Origin of the sequence: Pseudomonas kuykendallii (assembly GCF_900106975.1) — a bacterium.
GTDB classification, from domain to species: domain Bacteria; phylum Pseudomonadota; class Gammaproteobacteria; order Pseudomonadales; family Pseudomonadaceae; genus Pseudomonas_O; species Pseudomonas_O kuykendallii.
The window spans coordinates 288,688-310,606 of sequence record NZ_FNNU01000003.1 but is presented as its reverse complement, the minus strand read 5'-3'; the positions used below and the strand labels follow the sequence as shown (position 1 = coordinate 310,606).

At 65.4% G+C, this 21,919-nt stretch carries 24 protein-coding genes and 2 pseudogenes; 13 read left to right on the top strand and 13 right to left on the bottom strand.

Annotated features, from left to right (window positions below; translation table 11 throughout):
• Positions 1 to 2: 2 nt before the first annotated feature.
• Together purN and purM are read right to left on the bottom strand one after the other, a co-directional pair.
• Positions 3 to 653 (bottom strand): phosphoribosylglycinamide formyltransferase, encoded by a 651-nt coding sequence (gene purN / locus BLV15_RS11460; protein WP_090228128.1) that lies wholly within the window; start codon positions 651 to 653, stop codon positions 3 to 5.
• Complete coding sequence (gene purM, locus BLV15_RS11455) at positions 653 to 1,711, bottom strand: phosphoribosylformylglycinamidine cyclo-ligase (RefSeq protein WP_090228125.1); 1,059 nt, start codon at positions 1,709 to 1,711, stop codon at positions 653 to 655. Before purM ends, purN begins: the two co-directional genes overlap by 1 nt.
• A 186-nt stretch (positions 1,712 to 1,897) precedes the next feature.
• On the opposite strand from purM, the gene BLV15_RS11450 reads away from it, so the two are divergent.
• Genes BLV15_RS11450 through hda form a run of 3 tightly spaced genes read left to right on the top strand, consistent with a single transcriptional unit; the run spans position 1,898 to position 4,785 of the window.
• Positions 1,898 to 2,947 (top strand): DUF2066 domain-containing protein, encoded by a 1,050-nt coding sequence (locus BLV15_RS11450; RefSeq protein ID WP_090228122.1) that lies wholly within the window; start codon positions 1,898 to 1,900, stop codon positions 2,945 to 2,947.
• A gap of 48 nt (positions 2,948 to 2,995) precedes the next feature.
• Complete coding sequence (locus BLV15_RS11445) at positions 2,996 to 4,084, top strand: AI-2E family transporter (protein ID WP_090228120.1); 1,089 nt, start codon at positions 2,996 to 2,998, stop codon at positions 4,082 to 4,084.
• The gene (gene hda / locus BLV15_RS11440) at positions 4,081 to 4,785 is read left to right on the top strand and encodes a DnaA regulatory inactivator Hda (protein ID WP_090228118.1); all 705 of its coding nucleotides are present in this window, start codon (positions 4,081 to 4,083) and stop codon (positions 4,783 to 4,785) included. Before BLV15_RS11445 ends, hda begins: the two co-directional genes overlap by 4 nt.
• Before the next feature lie 130 nt (positions 4,786 to 4,915).
• Here hda and BLV15_RS11435 read toward each other — a convergent pair whose 3' ends face one another.
• Genes BLV15_RS11435 through arsC form a run of 3 tightly spaced genes read right to left on the bottom strand, consistent with a single transcriptional unit; the run spans position 4,916 to position 6,277 of the window.
• Entirely contained in the window at positions 4,916 to 5,329 is a 414-nt protein-coding gene (locus BLV15_RS11435) for a DUF2069 domain-containing protein (protein WP_090228115.1), read from the bottom strand.
• A 1-nt stretch (position 5,330) separates the two neighbouring features.
• Positions 5,331 to 5,927: an NAD(P)H:quinone oxidoreductase gene (gene wrbA / locus BLV15_RS11430; protein ID WP_090228113.1), complete on the bottom strand. Its 597-nt coding sequence runs from the start codon at positions 5,925 to 5,927 to the stop codon at positions 5,331 to 5,333.
• Positions 5,924 to 6,277 (bottom strand): arsenate reductase (glutaredoxin), encoded by a 354-nt coding sequence (gene arsC, locus BLV15_RS11425; RefSeq protein WP_090228110.1) that lies wholly within the window; start codon positions 6,275 to 6,277, stop codon positions 5,924 to 5,926. Before arsC ends, wrbA begins: the two co-directional genes overlap by 4 nt.
• A 132-nt stretch (positions 6,278 to 6,409) precedes the next feature.
• On the opposite strand from arsC, the gene BLV15_RS11420 reads away from it, so the two are divergent.
• Positions 6,410 to 7,639: a virulence factor BrkB family protein gene (locus tag BLV15_RS11420; RefSeq protein WP_090228107.1), complete on the top strand. Its 1,230-nt coding sequence runs from the start codon at positions 6,410 to 6,412 to the stop codon at positions 7,637 to 7,639.
• A 9-nt stretch (positions 7,640 to 7,648) separates the two neighbouring features.
• Here BLV15_RS11420 and BLV15_RS11415 read toward each other — a convergent pair whose 3' ends face one another.
• Entirely contained in the window at positions 7,649 to 9,049 is a 1,401-nt protein-coding gene (locus BLV15_RS11415; RefSeq protein WP_090228105.1) for a PilZ domain-containing protein, read from the bottom strand.
• Between the two features lie 29 nt (positions 9,050 to 9,078).
• Here BLV15_RS11415 and BLV15_RS11410 point away from each other — a divergent pair, with 29 nt between their 5' ends.
• On the top strand, positions 9,079 to 9,546 hold the full coding sequence (locus BLV15_RS11410) for a TlpA family protein disulfide reductase (protein WP_090228102.1): 468 nt from the start codon (positions 9,079 to 9,081) through the stop codon (positions 9,544 to 9,546).
• A 1-nt stretch (position 9,547) separates the two neighbouring features.
• Complete coding sequence (locus BLV15_RS11405; protein WP_090228099.1) at positions 9,548 to 9,823, top strand: acylphosphatase; 276 nt, start codon at positions 9,548 to 9,550, stop codon at positions 9,821 to 9,823.
• Between the two features lie 105 nt (positions 9,824 to 9,928).
• Here BLV15_RS11405 and BLV15_RS11400 read toward each other — a convergent pair whose 3' ends face one another.
• The 3 genes from BLV15_RS11400 to BLV15_RS11390 are packed head-to-tail and all read right to left on the bottom strand — an operon-like array spanning position 9,929 to position 13,207.
• Positions 9,929 to 10,519, bottom strand: coding sequence for a lytic transglycosylase domain-containing protein (locus tag BLV15_RS11400; protein ID WP_245728173.1), 591 nt, complete (start codon positions 10,517 to 10,519; stop codon positions 9,929 to 9,931).
• Positions 10,520 to 10,523: 4 nt separating this feature from the next.
• On the bottom strand, positions 10,524 to 11,477 hold the full coding sequence (locus BLV15_RS11395) for a hypothetical protein (RefSeq protein WP_090228094.1): 954 nt from the start codon (positions 11,475 to 11,477) through the stop codon (positions 10,524 to 10,526).
• Positions 11,478 to 11,491: 14 nt separating this feature from the next.
• Positions 11,492 to 13,207 carry a proline--tRNA ligase gene (locus BLV15_RS11390; RefSeq protein ID WP_090228092.1) on the bottom strand — a complete coding sequence of 572 codons (1,716 nt, stop codon included), beginning with the start codon at positions 13,205 to 13,207 and terminating at the stop codon, positions 11,492 to 11,494.
• Positions 13,208 to 13,319: 112 nt separating this feature from the next.
• On the opposite strand from BLV15_RS11390, the gene BLV15_RS11385 reads away from it, so the two are divergent.
• Positions 13,320 to 13,727, top strand: a complete 408-nt coding sequence (locus tag BLV15_RS11385; protein WP_245728188.1) for a PaaI family thioesterase — start codon at positions 13,320 to 13,322, stop codon at positions 13,725 to 13,727.
• Positions 13,728 to 13,821: 94 nt separating this feature from the next.
• Here the strand turns inward: BLV15_RS11385 and BLV15_RS11380 are convergent, their stop codons facing one another.
• A complete protein-coding gene (locus BLV15_RS11380) occupies positions 13,822 to 15,087 on the bottom strand; it encodes an OprD family porin (RefSeq protein WP_090228087.1) in 1,266 nt (421 codons plus the stop codon).
• Between the two features lie 469 nt (positions 15,088 to 15,556).
• Between BLV15_RS11380 and BLV15_RS11375 the strand changes: the two genes are divergently transcribed.
• A complete protein-coding gene (locus BLV15_RS11375) occupies positions 15,557 to 15,988 on the top strand; it encodes an HIT family protein (RefSeq protein WP_090228085.1) in 432 nt (143 codons plus the stop codon).
• Positions 15,985 to 16,191: a SlyX family protein gene (locus BLV15_RS11370; protein ID WP_090228082.1), complete on the top strand. Its 207-nt coding sequence runs from the start codon at positions 15,985 to 15,987 to the stop codon at positions 16,189 to 16,191. The genes BLV15_RS11375 and BLV15_RS11370 overlap by 4 nt, the downstream gene beginning before the upstream one ends.
• Positions 16,192 to 16,241: 50 nt before the next feature.
• Here the strand turns inward: BLV15_RS11370 and BLV15_RS22305 are convergent.
• From BLV15_RS22305 to BLV15_RS11360, 3 genes and pseudogenes are all read right to left on the bottom strand, one after another.
• Positions 16,242 to 16,460, bottom strand: a pseudogene (locus tag BLV15_RS22305) (cold-shock protein); the annotation flags it as partial.
• 117 nt (positions 16,461 to 16,577) lie between these two features.
• Positions 16,578 to 16,850 (bottom strand): annotated as a pseudogene (locus BLV15_RS22400) (cold shock domain-containing protein membrane protein); the annotation flags it as partial.
• A 309-nt stretch (positions 16,851 to 17,159) separates the two neighbouring features.
• On the bottom strand, positions 17,160 to 17,630 hold the full coding sequence (locus tag BLV15_RS11360) for a Dps family protein (protein ID WP_090228079.1): 471 nt from the start codon (positions 17,628 to 17,630) through the stop codon (positions 17,160 to 17,162).
• Between the two features lie 398 nt (positions 17,631 to 18,028).
• On the opposite strand from BLV15_RS11360, the gene aspS reads away from it, so the two are divergent.
• From aspS to ruvA, 4 genes are all read left to right on the top strand, one after another.
• The gene (gene aspS, locus BLV15_RS11355) at positions 18,029 to 19,804 is read left to right on the top strand and encodes an aspartate--tRNA ligase (RefSeq protein WP_090228077.1); all 1,776 of its coding nucleotides are present in this window, start codon (positions 18,029 to 18,031) and stop codon (positions 19,802 to 19,804) included.
• Positions 19,805 to 19,877: 73 nt separating this feature from the next.
• Positions 19,878 to 20,624, top strand: a complete 747-nt coding sequence (locus BLV15_RS11350; RefSeq protein ID WP_090228074.1) for a YebC/PmpR family DNA-binding transcriptional regulator — start codon at positions 19,878 to 19,880, stop codon at positions 20,622 to 20,624.
• Positions 20,625 to 20,766: 142 nt separating this feature from the next.
• On the top strand, positions 20,767 to 21,291 hold the full coding sequence (gene ruvC / locus BLV15_RS11345; RefSeq protein WP_090228072.1) for a crossover junction endodeoxyribonuclease RuvC: 525 nt from the start codon (positions 20,767 to 20,769) through the stop codon (positions 21,289 to 21,291).
• Between the two features lie 21 nt (positions 21,292 to 21,312).
• Positions 21,313 to 21,918, top strand: coding sequence for a Holliday junction branch migration protein RuvA (ruvA, locus tag BLV15_RS11340; protein WP_090228070.1), 606 nt, complete (start codon positions 21,313 to 21,315; stop codon positions 21,916 to 21,918).
• The last annotated feature ends 1 nt before the right edge of the window (position 21,919 follow it).

Below are 21,919 nucleotides of genomic sequence, written 5' to 3'. Positions count from 1 at the left end.
TCCTAGGTTCGAATCAGATGGCCGGTGGCCGGCAGTTTTGCGCCGTCAAGCATTGCGCCATCGGCACCGAGGCGCAAGCGACCCTCGGCAAACCAGCGCACGGCGAGTGGGTAGATCAGGTGCTCCCGGTGGTGGACACGCGTCGCCAGGCGCTCGGGCGTGTCGTCCGCTTCGATCGGCAGCACTGCCTGTACGACCAGAGGACCGCCATCGAGTTCTTCGGTGACGAAGTGCACGCTGCAGCCGTGTTCGGCGTCCCCGGCCTCGAGCGCCCGGCGGTGGGTGTCGAGACCCTTGTGCCGGGGCAGCAGCGAAGGATGGATGTTCAGCAGGCGGCCCTGGTAGTGGCGCACGAAGCCTCCGCTGAGGATGCGCATGAAGCCGGCGAGGACCACCAGTTGCGGCTCGAAAGCGTCTATCTCCGCTATCAGCGCGGCGTCGAAGGCTTCGCGGCCTGCATAGCGCGTGTGATCGAGTACGCGGGTGTCGATGCCGGCGGCCCGCGCGCGGGACAGGCCCGCGGCGTCGGCGCGGTTGCTGATCACCGCGCGGATGCGGGCCGGGCTACCCGCGCCGTGGAGATCGTCGATCAGCGCCTGCAGATTGCTGCCGCTGCCGGAGATCAGCACCACCACATTGCAGGGTTCGGCCATCAATGGGCTTTCAGATTGTTCAGCACGACCTGCGCGGCGCCTTCGGCGGCAGTGCCGATCTGGCCGATCACCCAGGGCTGCTCGCCGCTGGCGGTTAGATTGCTCAGCGTGGCTTCGACGTGTTCCTGGGCGACGCAGATGACCATGCCGACGCCGCAGTTGAGCACGCGATGCATCTCGTGCTCATCGACGTTGCCCTGCTCCTGCAGCCAGTCGAACACCGCCGGGCGCGTCCAGCTGGCCACGTCGACCACCGCCTGGGCGCCTTGCGGCAGCACGCGCGGGATGTTGTCGAGCAGGCCGCCGCCGGTGATGTGGGCCATGGCCTTCACCGCGCCGGTGTCCTTGATCAGCTTGAGCAGCGGCTTGACGTAGATGCGCGTCGGCGCCATCAGCAGGTCTTTCAGCGGTTTGCCGTCGAGCTGGATGCTCTCGATGTCGGCGCCGGCGACTTCGATGATCTTGCGGATCAGCGAGTAACCGTTGGAATGCGGGCCGGACGAGGGCAGGGCGATCAGTGCGTCGCCGCTGGCGACCTTCGAGCCGTCGATGATCTCGGCCTTTTCCACCACGCCGACGCAGAAGCCGGCCAGGTCGTAGTCTTCGCCTTCGTACATGCCCGGCATCTCGGCGGTCTCGCCGCCGACCAGGGAGCAGCCCGCCAGCTCGCAACCGGCGCCGATGCCGGTGACCACGGTGGCGGCCACGTCGACGTTGAGCTTGCCGGTGGCGTAGTAGTCGAGGAAGAACAGCGGCTCGGCACCGCAGACCACCAGGTCATTGACGCACATGGCGACCAGGTCCTGGCCGATGCTGTCGTGCTGGTTGAGGTTCAGCGCCAGGCGCAGCTTGGTGCCGACGCCGTCGGTGCCGGAGACCAGCACGGGCTGTTTGTAGCCGGCGGGGATTTCGCAGAGGGCGCCGAAGCCGCCCAGGCCGCCCATCACTTCCGGACGTGCGGTGCGCTTGGCCACACCCTTGATGCGTTCGACGAGCGCTTCTCCGGCGTCGATGTCGACACCGGCGTCCTTGTAGCTGATGGAGGGTTGCTTGCTCATAAATCGGGCCCTTGGGGTTTCGGGGTGGGACCGGTGCCGCGCGGGGCCGGTCTGCGAAGGCGCGCGATTTTATCAGGCTTGCCGGGCAGCGGCCATCCTGCCCGCCCGGTTGCCGGGTGGCGGAGGGCTGTTTAAGGTATAGCCCTCCGGGTGGCCGCCATGCCGCCCCTGTCCTGAGAGTTATCCATGCGCCCGATCGCCCGTCTGCTCCTTCTCAGCCTGTCGCTGCCGTGCCTGCCGAGCTTCGCCGAACCGGTCGCCGGGCTCTACGAGGTGCGCGAGCCGGTCACCAGTCAGCAGCCGGCGGACCGCGAACAGGCGCTGCAACGGGCGCTGGATACCCTGGTGCTGCGCCTTTCCGGCGACCCGGCGGCGCTGCGCAATCCGGGCCTGGCCGAGTTGCGCAAGGACCCGCAGCAACTGATCAGCAAGTACGGTTACGACGACGAAGCACTGAAGGTCGACTTCGATCCGTTGTCCAGCGAGCGCGCCCTGAGCCGCGCCGGGATATCCCTGTGGGGCGCCAACCGGCCGTCGATTCTCGCCTGGTGGCTGAACGAATCCGTCGATGCCGCCAGTCTGGTCGGCGATGGCCAGGGCAGCGCCGCGCCGCTGCGTGCCGCCGCCCAGCGCGCCGGTCTGCCGCTGCGCCTGCCGCTCGCCGATCTTCCAGAGCAACTGGTGGCGACCGCCGACACCCTCAAGGCGTCGTCGCCGGATGCGCTGCGCGAGATATCCACGCGTTACGGCGCCGATGCGCTGCTGGCGGTGGATGCCCACGAGGAAGAGGGCAAGTGGACGGCGCAGTGGAAGCTGTGGCTCGGCGACTCCCGCGAGCAGGGCAACGCCGAGGGCGCCGACGCCGCCAGCCTGGCCGAGGCGGTGCTGTGGGCGGTGAACCAGCGCCTGGCACCGCGCTTCGTCGCCAAGCCGGGCGCCGCGCGCGGGCTGTCGGTGCAGATAGAAGGCGCCGACCTGGCGCGCTACGCCGAACTTGATCGCCTGCTCGAACCCTTCGCGGCGCATCTGCAGAGCGTCTCGGGCAATCAGCTCAATTACCAGTTGAACGCCAGCCCGGAGCAACTGCGCGCGCAGCTCGCGCTGGGTGGCCTGCACGAGCTGGCCGCCGAAGCGCCCGCAGCGAGCGCGCCGGCGGAAGGCGTGGCGACCGATCCGGCCACGCCCCCCGCGGCGCCCGCCGCCCCCCGGGACCCCGTGCTGCGTTTCGGCTGGTAGCCGGCGTACACTGCGCGGCCGCTGACTTCCCCGTTCAAGGAATCGAGCATGACCCCTTCTAATCGCTGGCTGTGGCTGATCGGCCTGCTGCTGGCCGGCTGGCTGATCTATCTGCTCACTCCTATCCTCTCGCCGTTCCTGATCGGCGTGCTGCTGGCGTACCTCGGCGATCCGCTGGTCGACCGCCTGGAGCGCTGGAAGCTTTCGCGCACACTTGCCGTGGTCGCGGTGTTCGCGCTGTTCAGCCTGATCCTGCTGGCGGCGCTGCTGATCGTCCTGCCGATGCTCGGCAAGCAGTTGATGCACCTTTATCAGCTGGCGCCACGGGCGCTGGACTGGCTGCAGGTCAGCGCGCTGCCCTGGCTGCAGGCCAAGCTTGGCCTGGCCGAGGAATTCTGGCGTTTCGACCGGATCAAGGCGGTGTTCTCCGAGCACCTGGGGCAGACCACGGACATCGTCGGCATCGTCCTCGCCAGCGCGACCACCTCGAGCCTGGCGCTGCTCGCCTGGCTGGGCAATCTGCTGCTGATCCCGGTGGTGAGCTTCTACCTGCTGCGTGACTGGGACCTGATGGTCGCCCGCCTGCGCGTGCTGTTGCCGCGCCGCAACGAGGAAACCACCGTGCAACTGGTCGGCGAGTGCCATGAGGTTCTCGGCGCCTTCCTGCGCGGGCAGATGCTGGTGATGCTGGCGCTCGGGGTGATCTACGCCGCCGGGCTGATGATCATCGGCCTCGACCTCGGCCTGCTGATCGGGCTCCTCGCCGGTCTCGCCAGCATCGTTCCGTACATGGGCTTCGTCGTCGGTTTCGGCGCGGCGGTGATCGCGGCGCTGTTCCAGTACGGCGGCGATCTGTATCCGCTGATCGGGGTCGCGGCGGTGTTCACCGTCGGCCAACTGCTCGAGGGCATGCTGCTGACGCCGCTGCTGGTCGGCGACCGCATCGGCCTGCACCCGGTGGCGGTGATCTTCGCGATCCTCGCCGGCGGCCAGCTGTTTGGCTTCACCGGTGTGCTGCTGGCCTTGCCGGTGGCGGCGGTGGTCATGGTTCTGCTGCGGCATGTGCATGTTTTATATAAACTTTCAGACCTCTATCGGGAGCCTTCCAACTCCCATGAACCTCCCGGTCCGGCATGACACCCCTGCAGCTCCCCCTCGGCGTCCGTCTGCGCGACGACGCCACCTTCGCCAACTACTACCCCGGCGCCAACGCGGCTGCGCTGGGCTACGTCGAGTGCCTGTGCGAGGCGGACGCCGGCTGGACGGAAAGCCTGATCTACCTGTGGGGCGCCGAAGGCGTCGGCCGCAGCCACTTGCTGCAGGCGGCCTGTCTGCGCTTCGAGCAGCGCGGCGAACTGGCGGTCTACCTGCCGCTCGGCGAGGTGGTCGACCACGGCCCGGCGCTGCTGGACAACCTGGAGCAGTGCGAGCTGGTCTGTCTCGATGATCTGGACGCGGTGGCCGGACGCGCCGACTGGGAAGAGGCGCTGTTCCACCTGTTCAACCGGTTGCGCGACGCCGGCCGGAGGCTGCTGCTGTCGGCCAGCGCCTCGCCGCGCGAGCTGGCGATCGGCTTGCCCGACCTGCAATCACGGCTGAGTCTGGCGCTGGTGTTCCAGCTGCAGCAGCTGTCCGACGAGGACAAGCTGCGGGCCCTGCAACTGCGCGCGTCGCGCCGCGGGCTGCACCTCAACGATGAAGTCGGGCGCTTCATCCTCACCCGCGGTGCGCGCAGCATGAGCGCGCTGTTCGAACTGCTCGAGCGTCTCGACCAGGCGTCGTTGCAGGCTCAGCGCAAGCTGACCATTCCGTTCCTCAAGGAAACCCTGGGCTGGTAGGGCGCTCGCCGCTAACCCGCCCTTGTATCTACGAGAGCATCCAGCCCCGCCGTAGGGTGGGTTAGGCGCAGCGCACGGGTTCACTGGCGCGCAGGGCATCCAGTGCGCCGTAACCCATCGAGCAGGCTGCTCAGTTCCCTTCGCCGGCGAGCTTGCGCTGGTACTGGAAGCACCAGCGCGTGTAGAGCAGGGCGGTGCAGAACAGCAGGGCGCTGATCACCGCTTCCAGCCAGCCGTACAGTGCGCGCGCCGGGTCGATGGCGGCGAGTACGCCCTGGATGAAATACAGGTTCACCACGAAGCACAGCCAGGCATGCGCGCGCGGGCTGCCCATCAGCATGCCCGGCGCGAGCAGCGCCAGCGGCACCAGCTGGATCGCCAGCACCACGCCGACCCGCGCGCCGTGCAGGTCGGCGAACGCCAGGTTCCAGGTGACGATCAGCACCGCCAGGGCGACGAAGCTGAGCAGGCTGAGGCTGCGCACCAGCTTCATCCGCGGTTGCAGCCATTCCAGCGCCGGCAGCGGCTTTGGCGTCTTGGCCATGTCAGTTCTCCAGGCGCTGGGCGACGCGCGCCAGGCGCTCCCCGAGGGCACGGCAGAGGGCCGCTTCGTGCTCGTCGAGCGGGCGTTTGCCGTCGACGCCGGCGTGATGGCTGGCGCCGTACGGCGTGCCGCCGCCGCGGGTCTCGACCAGCGCTGCCTCGCTGTAGGGCAGGCCGCAGATCAGCATGCCGTGGTGCAGCAGCGGCAGCATCATCGACAGCAGGGTGGTTTCCTGGCCGCCGTGCAGGCTGGCGGTGGAGGTGAACACCGCCGCCGGCTTGCCCACCAGCTCGCCGGTCAGCCACAGGCCGCTGGTGCCGTCGAGGAAGTACTTGAGCGGCGCGGCCATGTTGCCGAAGCGTGTCGGGCTGCCGAGCACCAGGCCGGCGCAGTGCTTGAGGTCGTCAAGGCTGGCGTAGAGCGCGCCGTCGGCGGGAATCGCCGGGGCCACCGCTTCGCACTCGCTGGAGACCGCCGGCACCGTGCGCAGGCGAGCCTCCATGCCGGCCTGCTCGATGCCGCGGGCAATCAGCCGGGCCATTTCGGCGGTGGCGCCGTGGCGGCTGTAGTAGAGAATCAGCACGTAGGGCGCGCTCATGGCAGCAGCTCCAGGACCCTCTCCGGCGGACGGCCGATCACCGCCTTGTCGCCAACCACCAGGATCGGCCGCTCGATGAGCTTCGGATGGCTGGCCATCGCGTCGATCAGGATGGCGTCGTCGAGCTGCTCGTCGGCCAGGCCGAGGGCGGTGTATTCCTCTTCGCCGCGGCGCAGCAACTGGCGCGCGCCGATGCCGAGCTTGGCCAGCAGCGCCTTTATCTCGGCGGCGCTCGGCGGGGTGTCCAGGTAACGCACGACGACGGGCGAGAGGCCGCGCGCTTCGAGCAACTCCAGCGCGCCGCGGGATTTCGAGCAGCGGGGGTTGTGATAGAGGATCAGATCGGTCATTTGTGGATCGCATCTTGCGTGAGGTGGCGGCTATTCTACCCGCCTCGGCGCCGCTCCGGAGCCTGCGTGGTGTCACCTTCGCAGCGCGGCGGTCCATGCACGCCGGCGACTGGCCGGTTCAAAGGAGAAGGGATGCGCACGCGCTTCATCGATACCGTCGATTTCTGGCGTTTTCTGCTGCGCCGCTTTCTGGCCGACCAGGGGCCGAACAACGCCGCGGCGCTGACCTACACCACGCTGTTCGCGGTGGTGCCGATGATGACGGTGACCTTCGCCATGCTCTCGGCGGTGCCGGCGTTCCAGAACATGGGCGAGCTGATCCAGAGCTTCATCTTCCGCAACTTCGTGCCCACCACCGGCAGCGCGATCGAGGAATATCTGCGGATGTTCACGGTCCAGGCGCGCCAGCTGACCTGGGTCGGCATCGCCTTTCTGCTGGTCACCGCGCTGCTGATGCTGCTGACCATCGAGAAGGTCTTCAATACGATCTGGCGAGTTCACCAGACGCGCCGGGGGATCACCAGCTTCCTCATCTACTGGGCGATTCTCAGCCTCGGGCCGCTGCTGCTGGGCGCCGGCTTCGCGCTGAGCACCTACATCGCCTCGCTGTCGCTGATCAGCGGGCCGCATCCGCTGATCGGCGCCGGCACACTGCTCAAGTACATGCCGCTGCTGCTCAGCGTGGCGGCCTTCACCCTGCTCTACGCGGCGGTGCCGAACACCCGCGTGCCGCTGGGTCACGCCCTGGTCGGTGGAGTGTTCGCCGCGGTGCTGTTCGAGGCAGCGAAGAAGGCCTTCAGCTTCTACGTCGGCTTCTTCCCAGGCTACCAGCTGATCTACGGCGCGTTCGCCACGGTGCCGCTGTTCCTGCTGTGGATCTACCTGTCCTGGATAATCGTGCTGCTTGGCGCCGAGCTGGTGTGCAACCTGTCATCGTCGCGCGAATGGCGCAACCGCGAGGTGCCCCGGCTGCTGGCGGTGTTCGGCGCGCTGCGGGTGTTTCACCAGCGCCAGCAGAGCGGGCGCCCGGTGCGTCATGCGGACATGCGTAGCGCCGGCTGGCCGATGCCGGAGGACGAGTGGGTCGAGGTGGTCGAGTTTCTCGAGAGCGAACAACTGGTCTGCCGTACCAGTGGCGGCGCCTGGGTACTGTGCCGCGACCTGAGTCGCTACCCGGTGCACCAGCTGATCCGCCACAGTCCCTGGCCGCTGCCGCGCGTCGAGCAACTGCCGGACAAAGCGGGCGAGCACTGGCTGGCGCCGCTGCGCGACGCGCTGGCGAAACTGCACGAGGAGCAGGTCGAGCTGTTCGGCGACGACCTGGCCGGCTGGCTGCAGCCCGCCGCGCCGCGCGACCACTGAGGCCGTCGCTCAGCGCAGTTTCAGCGGATGGCGGCTGACCGTAGTACTGCCGAGATTGGCCGGCGACAGCTGGATTTCGGTCTGGCTGTTCATGCCGCTCAGCTGCAGCCAGAGCTTCTCGCCCTCGGCAAACGCATCGCGCGCCAGCCACAGCCCATGTTCCCAGCCATTCTCCGAGGCCGTGCTCTGCAGCAGTCCGGGGTGCGTCTGCCCGCTGGGCGTGCGGCGCAGCCATACCGGGCGCGGCAGGCCCTGCATCGCATGCAGGCCGAGGTGCAGCCCCTCGGCGTTGAGGTGACGCCAGCGCACCATCACCAGGTTCGGCGCGCCGTCGAGCAGCAGCACCAGTTGACCGACCGGGAACTGGTTGCCGAGTCCGGACGGGCAGAGCAGCCGGGCGCCGCCCGCGCTGCTGTCGACCAGGCGCGCCGCGCATTGCACGGGGCGTTGTTCCAGCAGATGGGCATGAATCGCCTGCAGGCCGATCAGCAGGTTGCAGTCGGCCGCCCGTTCGCTGCGCGGGTGGCGGCGCTGCTCCCGGCCCAGCCAGTGGTGCTTGACCCGTTCCAGCAGGTGATGCTCCGGGCCGCTGCGCAGCGGGGCCGGGTCGTTCACCGCGATCAGCAGGGCGCCGAGTTCGAGCCGGCGCAGATAGGCGGGATTGCCGTTGCCGGGCTGGCCAGGCACCAGCGAAGGCTGCGCGAGGGTGAGGTCGATGACCGGGGCGCCGCTGTCGTCGTCCACCGCCCACGGCATCACCTGCGGCAGCGTGGCGAGTGGCGCCAGGGCGCTGAACAGCAGCAGGCATTCTTCCTCGGCGAGGTGGAAGGGGTTGCTCAGCGCCAGCAGCAGGACCTGCTGATAGAGCCCGCCCGGCGTGCTCGCGGGAGTGGGCTGGAAAGCGGCCGCCACCGGCTCGTCGAGGCAGGCCTGCTGCTCGCCGATCCAGTAGAGCAGGTGGCTGTAGCGCCACAGCTCCGGCGCGGGCTCCTGGTACAGCTGGTAATGACGCAGCAGGCACTGCGCGGTGAAATACAGCGCCATGTACAGGCACCAGGCGAGGTGCGGACGGGACGGAGAGCGGCCCTGGATGATCTGCAACAGCAGGCGTTTGAAGCCCACCGCCAGCTCCGCGCACAGGCGCAGGAACAGCGGCGGCAGCGGACTCTGCGGCGAAAGGGCCTTGGCGTAGTGGCGGAACTCGTCGCTGAAGCTTTGCAGTGCGCGCTGCCTTTCAAGTAAGGTCAGGGCGCTGCGATTGAGGCGGAACAGCAGCCTCAGGGTCTCCTGCAGACCGATCTCCAGCGCTTGCTGGCGGGCCTCCAGCAAGCGCCCGTTCAACTCCGCCAGAGGCGCTATCGGTTCACCGTCGATGTCCGCCACACCCAGGTGCAAGGCATCCAGGATCATATCAATCAGCGAGCACGAGGATCGAAAGCATGGGAACGCAACTCCGACGGGTCATGGGGCTGCTGGCATGCCTGCTGGTCAGCGGCTGTGGCGAGAATCTGGGGCTCGACCAGCATGGGCAGAAGGTAACGGCTGGCAGTCTCGAAGGCCAGTGGTTGGTCATCAACTACTGGGCCGAATGGTGCGGGCCCTGTCGCACCGAGATTCCGCAGCTCAACCAGCTTTCCGAACAACTCGCGTCCGAGGGAGGCAAGGTCATCGGGGTGAACTTCGATGGCCTGCAGGACGAGGCGCTGAGCAAGGCGGCGAGCGACATGGGCATTCGCTTCGTGGTCCTCGCCCAGGACCCCGCCGAGCGTTTCGCCCTGCCGCGCAGCGAGGCGCTGCCGGCCACCTTCATCGTCGATCCGCAGGGCAAGCTGCGCGAACGGCTGCTCGGCGAGCAGACCGCGGAAGGCCTGCGCGCGCGTCTTGCAACGCTACGGTCGGGTTCCTGAAATGGCCCGTCGATGCCTGCATGGGCTGATCGCCGGCAAGGTACAGGGCGTCGGTTTTCGCCAGTCCACGCAGGCTCAGGCGCAACGCCTGGGGCTGGCGGGTTGGGTGGCCAATCTGCCGGACGGGCGCGTGGAAACGCTGTTCGAGGGGCAGGACGAGGCGCTGCAGCAACTGGCAGACTGGCTGAAACACGGGCCGGCCGGCGCGCGTGTCGATGCGCTGGCGCTGGACGAGCGCCCGGCGCAGGGGCTTGTCGGTTTCGCCATCCGCCGCTGACGACCGTCCGCGTGCGCGTGTCCCGCGAGGGGTACGTCGTTCGTATTCAGCCCGCCAGGTAGCCTGATGCCTGGCAAGTCGCTGTGGGCTTGCCCGTGCGTCCCTTCACGGCTTCACGTACCAGATGTCCTGCCAGATCCCGATCACCCGCGCCGGATACTCGTTCTTGCCGAGGCTGCCGTTGTAGCGCGCCAGGGCCCGGCTCAGGTCACCGTTTTCCTTTTTCAGGTAGTAGCTGAGGATGGTGCAGCCGTAGCGCAGGTTGGTGGCGTTGTCGGTGAGGTTGTCCTGCGGGCGGCCCAGCTCGGCCTTCCAGAAGGGCATCACCTGCATCATGCCCTGGGCGCCCACCGAGGAGATGGCGAAGCGGTCGAAGCGGCTTTCGGCGTGGATCAGCGCCAGCACCAGATCAGGCTTCAGGCCCGCCTTGCTGGCCTCCCGGTGGACCAGGCGCAGCAGCGTCAGGCGATCGTCGGCACGCGGCACGTAGCGCTGCAGGCGCGTCGACATGTCGAGCAGCCAGACCTCGGCGTCGAAACGGTCCTGAAAACTCTCGGATTCGGCCACGGTGCGTTGCAGCAGTGCGCGCAACTCGGGCTCGGGCGCCTGGGGAAGCTGGCTCAGCGCCGAGTGCGCCGCAGGCGTCACCAGCAGCAGCGCGAGCAGGGCGCAGCGCCACCACGACGCCGGGCCCACGGGCTCAGTCCTCGCCCGGATCGGCGGCCAGGCGGCCGGCATCCTTGAGCAGCGCGTGGAGGAATTCCTTCTGCAGCTCCGGATCGTTGCGGGTCAGCTCGATCAGGCTCTGCTCCAGTTCGCTGGCTTCTTCTTCCAGACCGAGTTCGGAAAGACGCTTGACCCGATGCACCCACTGATCGACGTCGTCGCCTTCGAGGTCATCGAAGATCAGTGCGTGGGCTTCGCTGAGCTTGCCCCGCAGGGAGCGGCTGATGCCCAGGCTGGCGGAGGCGCGGGTTCCATCCTGTGGGTCCTCGACGCTGATGCCGAGGGTGGCGATACCGCTCAGATCCTGCTCGGCGAACGGGCCGTCGAGCAGGTTCAGGCGCAACACGCCGGTGCGGTCGGTGAGCAGGTCGAGGTCGTGCGTGCCCGCCTTGACCTGCACCGGGCGCTCCGCCCACGGCAGGCTGGAGTAATCCATGCGCTTGTCGAGCTGGCGCTCGTCGATGCCGGCCAGGTTCTGCTGCGAGCGGCCGTTGGACTGCACGTTCATGAACGGGTTGAGGCCGGCGAAGCCGTAGCTGATCCAGCCCTTGGTGGCGCTGTCCGGCAGGCGCCCGAGCAGCACCACGTTGAGCACGTTGGCGCCGACGCCGGCGACCACCGCTACCGCGCCCAGCGGCACCTCGTAGAGCTCGCGCCAGGCCTGGTAGGGCGTGTAGCGGTCGTAACGACGGGTGACTTCGAACTCGGTCAGCTCGAAGGTTTTCTGCTCGAGAATGCGTACGCGTCGTTGCGGCAGCTCGAGGACGGCGGGTTCGCCGGTCTCGATCTGCAGGCTATGGCTCAGCAGCTTTCGCTCGACCCTTTCCTCGTGTTCGCTACGCTGCGGCAGATGGTTGGCGCAGCCTGCGAGAAAAAGCGCGCCGCCCAGGGCGGCGCCGGCGAGGCGCAATGAACTTGCGTTGAACATGAAGGGCTCTGTGGTCAGCGGCGGATACGGTCGGTGATGAACGACAGGATGTCGGTAACCGCCACGTTCTGGCTCTCGGTTTCGCGACGTCCCTTGTATTCCAGAACGCCTTCGCCGAGGCCGCGATCGCTCACCACGATGCGGTGCGGAATGCCGATCAGCTCCATGTCGGCAAATTTGACGCCCGGACTGGTCTTCTTGTCACGGTCGTCGAGCAGCACTTCGAAGCCGGCAGCGGTCAGCTCGGCGTACAACTGGTCGGTGGCGACCTTGACCGACTCGGTCTCGTACTTCAGCGGGACCAGTGCGATCTGGAACGGCGCCAGGGCGTCGGGCCAGAGGATGCCACGCTCGTCGTGGTTCTGCTCGATGGCGGCTGCCACCACGCGCGATACGCCGATGCCGTAGCAACCCATGGTCAGGGTGACCGGCTTGCCTTGCTCGCCGAGTACGCTCAGGCCCATCGACTCGCTGTACTTGGTGCCGAGCTGGAAGATGTGACCGACTTCGATACCGCGCTTGATCACCAGCGTACCCTGGCCGTCCGGGCTCGGGTCGCCGACGACGACGTTGCGCAGGTCGGCGACTTCCGGCAGCGGCAGGTCGCGCTCCCAGTTCACCCCGAAGTAGTGCTTGTCCTCGATGTTCGCGCCGGCAGCGAAGTCGCTCATCAAAGCGACCGAGCGATCGACGATGCACGGCAGCGGCATGTTCAGCGGCCCCAGCGAGCCCGGGCCGGCGCCAATGGCGGCGCGGATCTCGGCGTCGCTGGCGAACACCAGCGGCGCGGCGACCAGCGCCTGGTTGGACGCCTTGATCTCGTTCAGTTCGTGGTCGCCGCGGACGATCAGCGCGACCAGCGTGCCTTCCTCGGCGCCCTGCACGACCAGCGTCTTGATGGTCTTCTCGATCGGCAGGCCGAAGCCGTCCACCAGGGCTGCGATGGTCTTGGTTTCCGGCGTGTCGACCAGGCGCAGTTCCTCGGCAGGCGCCGAGCGTGCGGTTTCACGCGGTACGGCTTCGGCCTTCTCGATGTTCGCCGCGTAATCCGAGGTGTCGCTGAAGACGATGTCGTCCTCGCCGGATTCGGCGAGCACATGAAATTCGTGGGAGCCGCTGCCGCCGATGGAGCCGTTGTCCGCCTGTACCGGGCGGAAGTTCAGCCCGAGGCGGGTGAACACGTTGCAGTAGGCGCCGTACATCACGTCATAGGTTTCCTGCAGGGAAGCCTGGGACAGGTGGAAGGAGTAGGCGTCCTTCATGATGAACTCGCGCCCGCGCATGAGGCCGAAGCGCGGGCGGATCTCGTCGCGGAACTTGGTCTGGATCTGGAAGAAGTTGATCGGCAACTGCTTGTAGCTGTTCAGCTCGTTGCGCATCAGATCGGTGATGACTTCTTCATGGGTCGGCCCGACGCAGAATGCGCGATCGTGACGATCCCTCAGGCGCAGCAGCTCCGGGCCGTACTGTTCCCAGCGGCCGGACTCCTGCCACAGCTCGGCCGGCTGAATGGCGGGCATCAGCACTTCCAGCGCGCCGGCGGCATTCATCTCCTCGCGGACGATGGCCTCGGCCTTGCGCAAAGCACGCAACCCCATCGGCAGCCAGGTGTAGAGGCCGGACGCCAACTTGCGGATCATCCCCGCGCGCAGCAGCAACTGATGGCTGATGACGACGGCGTCGGAGGGCGTTTCTTTGAGGGTCGAGAGCAGGTACTGACTGGTACGCATGTTTGGCCGTTCTGTCGGTTGCTGGGGCGGGAAGTGGCCCGGCATTGTACGGCGGTGACAGGGTGGCGTACAGAATTCACCGGGCAAAGGCGATGGGGAGAGCGGGGCGATGCTGACGGCGGAACAGGTTCAGGTGCTCATTCGCGAAGGCGTGCCGATGGCCGAGGACATCGATCTGCGTGTGGACCGGCTGGATGGCGACTGCGCGCTGGCGCGGGTGCCCTTTCAGGCAAAGTTGGTGCGGCCTGGTGGCACCCTTTCCGGTCCGACCCTGATGGCCCTTGCCGATGCGGCGATGTACGCCGTGGTGTTGGGTCGACTGGGGCGCGTGGAAATGGCGGTGACGTCCAGCCTGAACATCAATTTCCTTGCCCGTCCGTCGCCGACCGATCTGCTGGCCGAAGCGACCATCCTGCGACTGAGCAAGCGCCAGGCGGTGTGTGAGGTGCTGCTGTACTCGGCCGGCGCGCGCGACAACCTCGTCGCCCACGTGACCGGGACCTATGCGTTGCCGAGTTGAGGGGGCAGTGGTCGCGTTGCCGCCAAAGCCCAAATAAAAAAAAGCCCGGCATGTGCCGGGCTTTTTCACATCGATTAACCGAAGAGGTCCTGGATTACAGGATGCTCAGCGGGTACTCGATGAACAGGCGCCATTCGTTCAGGTCGTCGCTGTAACCGCTGTCGTTATTGCTGTTGCGGTAGATCGAGTTACGCGCCTTGAAGGCGAGATCCTTGGCCGGGCCGCTTTGTACGGTGTACTTGACCTGGTTGAAGAACTCGCGCTCTTTACCTTCGCCGTCGTCGGTGCTGATGTCGTAACCGTAAACGTACGCGGTTCTCCAGCTCAGGCCCGGAACGCCGTAGGTAGCGAAGTCCAGGTCATAAGCGACTTGCCAGGATTTTTCGTCTTCCTGGTTGAAGTCGGAATAGTAGGAGTTGGCGAGGAAGATGGCGCTGCCGCCGTCGCCGATGTCGTAGAGGTAGCCCGAGTCACCGGAGTTCTGCTGGTAGGCCAGGGTCAGTGCGTGTGCACCGAAGGCGTAAGTGCCGGCCAGGCTGAAGATGGTGTTCTTGTCGGCATCAGTGAAATCGCTGTCGAACTTCGTCTTGTAGATGTTGAAGTCGAAGGCCAGCGATTGCTCTTCGCTGAGCGGGATCTGATAGTTGACGTTTGCGTACTTCTTCTTCGCCACGTCTTCGATGTCGGAGGCGTACAGAGCAACGCTCAGTTGGTCGTTGACTTTGTAGCTACCGCCGTAGATGTCAATCTGCTTCAGGTTGCCTTCGTCACTTTCCGGGGACCACATCGGGCTGTCTTGAGTGAAGCGGCCGACGTTCAACTCCAGTCCTTCGATTTCCTTGCTGGTGACAAGCGCGCCAGTGAAGGACTGCGGCAGCAAGCGCGAATCGTCGTAAGCAAGTACCGGAAGGCTCGGCATTTGGTTGCCATACTTCAGAACGGTATTGGAGATACGCACTTTCACTGCCGCGCCAGCTTGGGACCAGTCGTCTTTAGGGGCCAAAACACCTTTGCTGTTGGGGGTGCCTTCGGTGTTGAACATACCGCCCAGGTTGTGATCGCCAGCGGTGCCTGCGCCGCCGTCGAGCTTCAGGCCCAGCAGGCCGAACGCATCGACGCCAACACCGACGGTGCCCTGCGTGAAACCAGATTCGAAGGTGCCAATGAAGCCTTGACCCCAGGCTTTCTGGTCGTTGGTACCCTTGTTGTAATCACGGTTCCAGTAGGTGTTGCGCAGCAGCAGGTTCAGGCTGCTGTCTTCCACGAAACCTTTCGACTCGGATTGCTCACTGGCAACAGCCATTTGAGTGGTGCCCGCTGCTACTGCCAGGGCGATTACGCTCCACTTCATCACTTGCATCGTGATTGCTCCTTTGGTTTAGAAGATTCGCGCAGCCCATTGATGGGTCTGCTCTTTTTCGTTTTTATCGGCGCTAACTTATAGCATGTCAGCTTGGGTTGGCGATAGTTGCAAGCTGTTTCGTATTGAACTTTTCGCCAATGTCGCAAATGACCAAATCCAGTGTCGTTTTTCTGATCGTGGGTGGCTAAGAGGGTTTCCCGTTAGCGCCCGCCAGAAAACACTGAGTTCTCGATAGCAACAACCGTGCACAAAATCCAAAAAAACTGAAAAAAGCCGAACTTTCGCGCTCGCCGATCAGTCTGCACCATTTCACGCTTTTTTCACACTTGCCCGCGACCACCTGTATGCCAGATCTTGGGGCGTCATTTTTTTGGTCTGCCTCATGCTAGGGCGAGCAGCGGGAGCGGCGTTATCCTTGGCGCACTGAGGGCGGGCAGTGCTCGCCAGGATAAGAAGGAGGGGGCTGATGTTTACACTGGATCCGCAACTTGAGCACGACACCTTGCCGATTGGCGACTTTCCGTTGTGCAGGCTGCTATTGATCAACGATGCCCAGTATCCCTGGTTCGTCCTTGTTCCGAGGCGTGAAGACGTCAGCGAGGTGTTTCAACTGTCGGAGGCGGATCGGCAGGCGTTGTGGAATGAAACAACCTTTCTTGCCGAGGCCCTGAAGGACACCTTCGCCGCGGACAAGATCAATGTGGCGGCCCTGGGTAACGTGGTCAGTCAATTGCACATGCACGTGATCGCGCGCCGGCGCTCCGATGTCGCCTGGCCTGCCCCGGTTTGGGGTAAGTACCCGCCGAAGCCCTACGAGGCCGCACAGGTCGATACCATCAAGGACAAGCTGCGCATGGTGCTGGCAAGCAGCTTCACGTTCATTGAGGCAGGGGCATGAGTCTGGAGTCGAGGATGGCGGATCTGGAGAGTCGCCAGGCGTTTCAGGACGATGCGTTGCAGACGCTGAGCGACGTGGTTGCCGAGCAGCAGCGCCTGATCGATCGATTGCAGGTGCAATTGGCTGCCCTTGCCGGACGGCAGGAGGAGCTGAGCGGGCAGTTGAGTGGCGAGCAGGACGAGGCGCCGCCGCCTCATTATTGAGGACAGAAAAAAGCCCGCTGATCAGCGGGCTTTTTCATTTCTGCAGGGTATCAGTAGCGACCGGGCAGGGCGGCGATCACGTCTTCCGCCTGGAGCCCCTTGTCGCGCTGCATTACCGAAAACTCCACGCGCTGGCCTTCGATCAGCACGCGGTGGCCTTCTCCGCGGATGGCCCGGAAGTGAACGAAGATATCGTCGCCGGTATCGCGGGAAATGAAGCCGAAACCCTTCGAGGTGTTGAACCACTTGACCGTGCCGGTCTCGCGGTTGCCCGGCTCGGCACCGCCATTCGATGCATAGGACTCGGAGCCGCGCCGCGGCAGGTTGATGGCCAGGTGCAGTGCGGCGGCTACGACGACCACGATGAGGCTGAGGAAGATGGCCGGTTTGCCACCGATCAGCGGCAGGGGCGCCAGCAGTACCAGCGTTTGCACGATCACCGCGATGACCAGCAGGGCGGACACCAGGCTTTGCAGTTGCGGATGGGCAACCTTGCCGAGCGGGGCGATCGGGGCCATCAGCAGGTTGATGAGGCCGAACATGGCCAAGTAGAGCGCATCGGGTTGTTGCAGGTAGGGAAACGCTTCGGCGCTCAGGCTAGGTACAAAGGACAGCAGCAGGGCAGCAGCGCCCGCCAGTAGATGGACGATTCTCAGCATGTTGAAGTGGCTCACTATATAGATGTCACGAGGAGGAGCTGAGTCGGAATGCCTGTAGGGAAAGGCGAATGCTCTTCGTCAGCCTATGCCGCGCTTGTCACCCTTCGCGGCACGCTGCGTATTTAACAGCAAAGAAAGGATGCGCTCAAATCAGGCATCCGGCGTGGCGCGTGCACGTCGTGCGTCGGGCTGGATGAAAGGGGCGGTGATGCCGGCGGCTCGGAGCACGGGCGTCGAGAAGGCTGGTCGGTGCGTTCTGGTGCGATGTGAAAGCGAGAGCCTGCGGGCGCAGGCTCTCGGGGGTAGGGCTCAGGCTGCCAGCAGGCTGCGCAGCATCCACGCGGTTTTTTCGTGGACCTGCATGCGTTGGGTGAGGAGGTCGGCGGTCGGCTCGTCGCTGACCTTGTCCAGCAGCGGGAAGATGCCGCGCGCGGTACGGACCACCGCTTCCTGGCCCTGTACCAGCAGCTTGATCATTTCTTCCGCGCTCGGAACGCCGCTTTCCTCCTTGATCGAAGAGAGGCTGGCATAGGCGGCATAGGTGCCGGGAGCCGGGAAACCCAGGGCGCGAATACGCTCGGCGATCAGGTCCACCGCCAGGGCCAGTTCGGTGTACTGGCCTTCGAACATCAGGTGCAGCGTGTTGAACATCGGGCCGGTGACGTTCCAGTGGAAGTTGTGGGTCTTCAGGTACAGGGTGTAGGTATCCGCAAGCAGTCGCGAAAGACCTTCGGCGATGGCGGCGCGGTCCTGTTCTGCGATGCCGATGTTGATTTCCATGTCTTCTCCTTGTCGGTGGTTGAAAGCGGTAGTGGAGCCTAGCATAGAGCGGCTGCGCGCCGTCTCGTCCGCGATGCTGGCTGTTCGCCGGGGCAATTCGATGGTGCGTCGATCAGCCCGACAGGTGATTGCGCTGGATCATGCGGCAGGGCCTGCGCAACGACCGGTTGTGACCGGGCGACGGCTGCGTCGTGTCGATTAACCAGATATAATCCCGCGCTTTGTCGCCGCTCACCGCTTCATTGGCGCGCCGTCGGGTTTGCCCCGCGTCGGCGACTCGATCGAAGAGCGTGCTCCCGGATTCGCGCAGCCGTCGGCCGATCAGGCGCCTGTTTCAGCGCCATACCGCTCCTTCCGCGCGACCCCACGAATCAAGACTCAAGAGAAGAAACCGGATCATGATGCGCAGCCACTATTGCGGCCAACTTAACGAAAGCCTGGAAGGTCAGGAAATCTCTCTGTGCGGCTGGGTTCACCGTCGCCGCGACCATGGCGGGGTCATCTTCCTCGATATCCGCGATCGCGAAGGGCTGGCCCAGGTGGTCTTCGATCCGGATCGTGCCGAGACCTTCGCGCTCGCCGACCGCGTGCGCAGCGAATACGTGGTCAGGATCACCGGCAAGGTTCGCCTGCGTCCGGCCGGTGCCGGCAACGCCAACATGGCTTCGGGCGCCATCGAAGTGCTGGGCTACTCGCTCGAAGTGCTGAACGAGGCGGAAACCCCGCCGTTCCCGCTCAACGAATATAGCGATGTCGGCGAGGAAACCCGCCTGCGCTATCGCTTCATCGACCTGCGTCGCCCGGAGATGGCCGCTAAGCTGCGCCTGCGTTCGAGCATCACCTCCAGCATCCGTCGCTACCTCGACGAGAACGGCTTCCTCGACGTCGAGACGCCGATCCTCGGTCGTCCGACTCCCGAGGGCGCGCGCGACTACCTGGTGCCGAGCCGCACCTATCCGGGCCATTTCTTCGCGCTGCCGCAGTCGCCTCAGCTGTTCAAGCAGCTGCTGATGGTGGCCGGCTTCGATCGTTACTACCAGATCGCCAAATGCTTCCGTGACGAAGACCTGCGGGCCGACCGCCAGCCGGAATTCACCCAGATCGACATCGAGACCAGCTTCCTCGGAGAGGACGAAATCATCGGTCTGACCGAGAAGATGATTCGCCAGCTGTTCAAGGAAGTCCTCGACCTCGAGTTCGGCGAGTTCCCGCACATGACCTTCGCCGAGGCCATGCGCCGCTACGGCTCCGACAAGCCAGACCTGCGCATTCCGATGGAGCTGGTGGACGTCGCCGACCAGCTCAAGGATGTCGAATTCAAGGTCTTCAGCGGTCCGGCCAACGATCCCAAGGCGCGCGTCGCCGCCTTGCGCGTCCCGGGCGGGGCGAGCATGCCGCGCAGCCGTATCGACGAGTACACCAAGTTCGTCGGCATCTACGGCGCCAAGGGCCTGGCCTACATCAAGGTCAACGAGCGCGCCAAGGGCGTCGAAGGCCTGCAGTCGCCGATCGTCAAGAACATCCCCGAGGCCAACCTCAACACCATCCTCGACCGCGTCGGCGCGGTGGACGGCGACATCGTGTTCTTCGGTGCCGACCGCGCCAAGGTGGTGAGCGAGGCGCTCGGTGCGCTGCGCATCAAGCTCGGCCATGACCTGAACCTGCTGACCTGCGAGTGGGCGCCGATGTGGGTCGTCGACTTCCCGATGTTCGAGGAAAACGACGACGGTTCGCTCTCGGCGCTGCACCACCCGTTCACCTCGCCCAAATGCACGCCGGAAGAGCTCGAAGCCAATCCGGCCGCGGCGCTCTCGCGCGCCTACGACATGGTGCTCAACGGCACCGAGCTGGGCGGCGGTTCGATCCGTATCCACAACAAGGCGATGCAGCAGGCGGTGTTCCGCGTGCTCGGCATCGACGAGGCAGAGCAGGACGAGAAATTCGGCTTCCTGCTCGATGCGCTGAAGTTCGGTGCGCCGCCGCACGGTGGCCTGGCCTTCGGTCTGGATCGCCTGGTGATGCTGATGACCGGCGCCCAGTCGATCCGCGAAGTGATCGCCTTCCCGAAAACCCAGAGCGCGGCGGATGTCATGACCCAGGCGCCGGGTGCGGTGGATTCGCGGGCGCTGCGCGATCTGCACATTCGTCTGCGCGAACAGCCCAAGGCCGAGTGATCGGCACCGGGGAGTGCCGGCCGCGGCCGGCGCCCCCGTAACACAGTGAACGAGTAGAAGGACGGAGTGAGTTATGGCTGGTCATTCCAAATGGGCCAACATCAAGCATCGCAAGGGTCGTCAGGACGCCAAGCGCGGCAAGATCTTCACCAAACTGATTCGCGAGCTCACGGTGGCCGCGTCCCAAGGCGGCGGTGTGCCGGCGGATAACCCGCGGCTGCGGCTGGCGGTGGACAAGGCGCTCACCGCCAACATGACGCGTGACACCATCGATCGGGCGATCGCCCGTGGCGTCGGTTCCGACGACGCCGGCAAGGTCGAGGAGCTGACCTACGAAGGCTACGCGCCGAGCGGCGTGGCGATCATCGTCGAGGCGATGACCGACAACCGCAACCGTACCGCCGCCGAAGTGCGTCATGCGTTCAGCAAGTGCGGCGGCAACCTCGGCACCGACGGCTCGGTGGCCTACCTTTTCGAGCGCAAGGGGCAGATCAGCTTCGCGCCGGGCGTGGCCGAAGACGCGCTGATGGAAGCGGCGCTGGAAGCCGGCGCGGACGACGTGGTAGGCAACGAGGACGGTTCCTTCGACGTCTTCACCAGCTTCGCCGATTTCATTTCGGTCAACGAGGCGCTGAGTGCCGCCGGTTTCAAGGGCGAGGAAGCCGAGGTGACGATGATTCCGTCGACCACCGCGTCGCTCGACCTGGAAACCGCACAGAAGGTGCTCAAGCTGATCGACATGCTCGAGGACCTGGATGACGTGCAGAACGTCTACTCCAACGCCGACATCTCCGAAGAGATCATGGAGCAGCTCGGCTGAATCCAGGCCGGGTGACAAAAGGCCGGAACGCGTTCGCGCGCTTCCGGCTTTTTGTTGGCGGCGCGGTGACGCAGGCTTCTCCCGGCCCTATACTCGCGGCCTGGATAAATAGACAGTGGATGGCGCTGCGGGTGAACAAGGTATGACGCTGATCCTCGGGATCGACCCCGGCTCGCGCATCACCGGCTACGGCGTGGTGCGCGACACCGGGCGCGGCTGCGAGTACGTGGCATCCGGCTGCATACGCACCGGCAGCGGCGAAATGCCAGAGCGTCTGCAGGCGGTGTATCGGGGCGTGCGCGAGGTGATCCGCCTGCACGGGCCGATGACCATGGGCATCGAGCAGGTGTTCATGGCGCGCAACCCGGATTCGGCGTTGAAGCTCGGCCAGGCGCGCGGCGCGGCCATCGTCGCGGCGGCGGAGGAGGGCCTGGTGATCGCCGAGTACACCGCGACCCAGGTCAAACAGGCCATCGCCGGCACCGGCGGTGCCGACAAGCAGCAGGTGATGATGATGGTGATGCACCTGCTCAAGCTGGTGCAGAAACCGCAGATCGACGCTTCCGACGCCCTCGCCATCGCGCTCTGCCATGCACATCACCGGCAGAGCCTGATTCCCCATGGCCTGACCGGCGCCAAGCGGCGCGGCGGTCGGCTTCGTTTGTAAGATTATTTGAGGAAGGCATTCGTGATCGGACGTTTGCGTGGCACCCTGTTGGAAAAGCAGCCGCCGCATCTGGTCGTAGACGTAGGGGGGGTGGGCTATGAGCTGGAAGTGCCGATGACCACGCTGTATCGCCTGCCGTCGCTGAACGAAACGGTGACCCTGCACACCCATCTGGTGGTTCGCGAGGACGCTCACCTGCTCTATGGCTTCTACGAGAAGCGCGAGCGCGAGCTGTTCCGCGAGCTGATCCGGCTCAACGGCGTCGGCCCGAAACTGGCACTGGCGCTGATGTCCGGGATGGAGGTCGACGAGTTGGTGCGCTGCGTCCAGGCGGGCGATACCTCGACCCTGGTGAAAATTCCCGGTGTCGGCAAGAAGACGGCGGAGCGCTTGCTGGTGGAGCTCAAGGATCGCTTCAAGGCCTGGGAGAGTCTGCCTTCCATCGCCACGCTGGTGGTTGAACCTCGCCCCGGTATGGCAGTCTCAAGCGCCGAGAACGATGCGTTGAGCGCCCTGGTTTCCCTGGGTTTCAAACCGCAGGAAGCCAGTCGGGCGGTCGCCGCGATTCAGGAGAAAGGCTTGAGCAGTGAAGAATTGATCCGTCGCGCGCTGAAGGGAATGGTCTGAG

Excerpts from the sequence above, each read along its gene's own strand:
- ruvC (WP_090228072.1), top strand. The coding sequence starts at position 20,767 with ATGACGCTGATCCTCGGGATCGACCCCGGCTCGCGCATCACCGGCTAC.
- BLV15_RS11420 (WP_090228107.1), top strand. The coding sequence starts at position 6,410 with ATGCGCACGCGCTTCATCGATACCGTCGATTTCTGGCGTTTTCTGCTG.
- BLV15_RS11390 (WP_090228092.1), bottom strand. The coding sequence starts at position 13,207 with ATGCGTACCAGTCAGTACCTGCTCTCGACCCTCAAAGAAACGCCCTCC.
- BLV15_RS11395 (WP_090228094.1), bottom strand. The coding sequence starts at position 11,477 with ATGTTCAACGCAAGTTCATTGCGCCTCGCCGGCGCCGCCCTGGGCGGC.
- BLV15_RS11405 (WP_090228099.1), top strand. The coding sequence starts at position 9,548 with ATGGCCCGTCGATGCCTGCATGGGCTGATCGCCGGCAAGGTACAGGGC.
- BLV15_RS11415 (WP_090228105.1), bottom strand. The coding sequence starts at position 9,049 with ATGATCCTGGATGCCTTGCACCTGGGTGTGGCGGACATCGACGGTGAA.
- BLV15_RS11445 (WP_090228120.1), top strand. The coding sequence starts at position 2,996 with ATGACCCCTTCTAATCGCTGGCTGTGGCTGATCGGCCTGCTGCTGGCC.
- BLV15_RS11410 (WP_090228102.1), top strand. The coding sequence starts at position 9,079 with ATGGGAACGCAACTCCGACGGGTCATGGGGCTGCTGGCATGCCTGCTG.
- wrbA (WP_090228113.1), bottom strand. The coding sequence starts at position 5,927 with ATGAGCGCGCCCTACGTGCTGATTCTCTACTACAGCCGCCACGGCGCC.
- aspS (WP_090228077.1), top strand. The coding sequence starts at position 18,029 with ATGATGCGCAGCCACTATTGCGGCCAACTTAACGAAAGCCTGGAAGGT.
- BLV15_RS11435 (WP_090228115.1), bottom strand. The coding sequence starts at position 5,329 with ATGGCCAAGACGCCAAAGCCGCTGCCGGCGCTGGAATGGCTGCAACCG.
- BLV15_RS11370 (WP_090228082.1), top strand. The coding sequence starts at position 15,985 with ATGAGTCTGGAGTCGAGGATGGCGGATCTGGAGAGTCGCCAGGCGTTT.
- purN (WP_090228128.1), bottom strand. The coding sequence starts at position 653 with ATGGCCGAACCCTGCAATGTGGTGGTGCTGATCTCCGGCAGCGGCAGC.
- hda (WP_090228118.1), top strand. The coding sequence starts at position 4,081 with ATGACACCCCTGCAGCTCCCCCTCGGCGTCCGTCTGCGCGACGACGCC.
- arsC (WP_090228110.1), bottom strand. The coding sequence starts at position 6,277 with ATGACCGATCTGATCCTCTATCACAACCCCCGCTGCTCGAAATCCCGC.
- BLV15_RS11350 (WP_090228074.1), top strand. The coding sequence starts at position 19,878 with ATGGCTGGTCATTCCAAATGGGCCAACATCAAGCATCGCAAGGGTCGT.
- purM (WP_090228125.1), bottom strand. The coding sequence starts at position 1,711 with ATGAGCAAGCAACCCTCCATCAGCTACAAGGACGCCGGTGTCGACATC.
- BLV15_RS11360 (WP_090228079.1), bottom strand. The coding sequence starts at position 17,630 with ATGGAAATCAACATCGGCATCGCAGAACAGGACCGCGCCGCCATCGCC.
- BLV15_RS11380 (WP_090228087.1), bottom strand. The coding sequence starts at position 15,087 with ATGCAAGTGATGAAGTGGAGCGTAATCGCCCTGGCAGTAGCAGCGGGC.
- BLV15_RS11450 (WP_090228122.1), top strand. The coding sequence starts at position 1,898 with ATGCGCCCGATCGCCCGTCTGCTCCTTCTCAGCCTGTCGCTGCCGTGC.
- BLV15_RS11375 (WP_090228085.1), top strand. The coding sequence starts at position 15,557 with ATGTTTACACTGGATCCGCAACTTGAGCACGACACCTTGCCGATTGGC.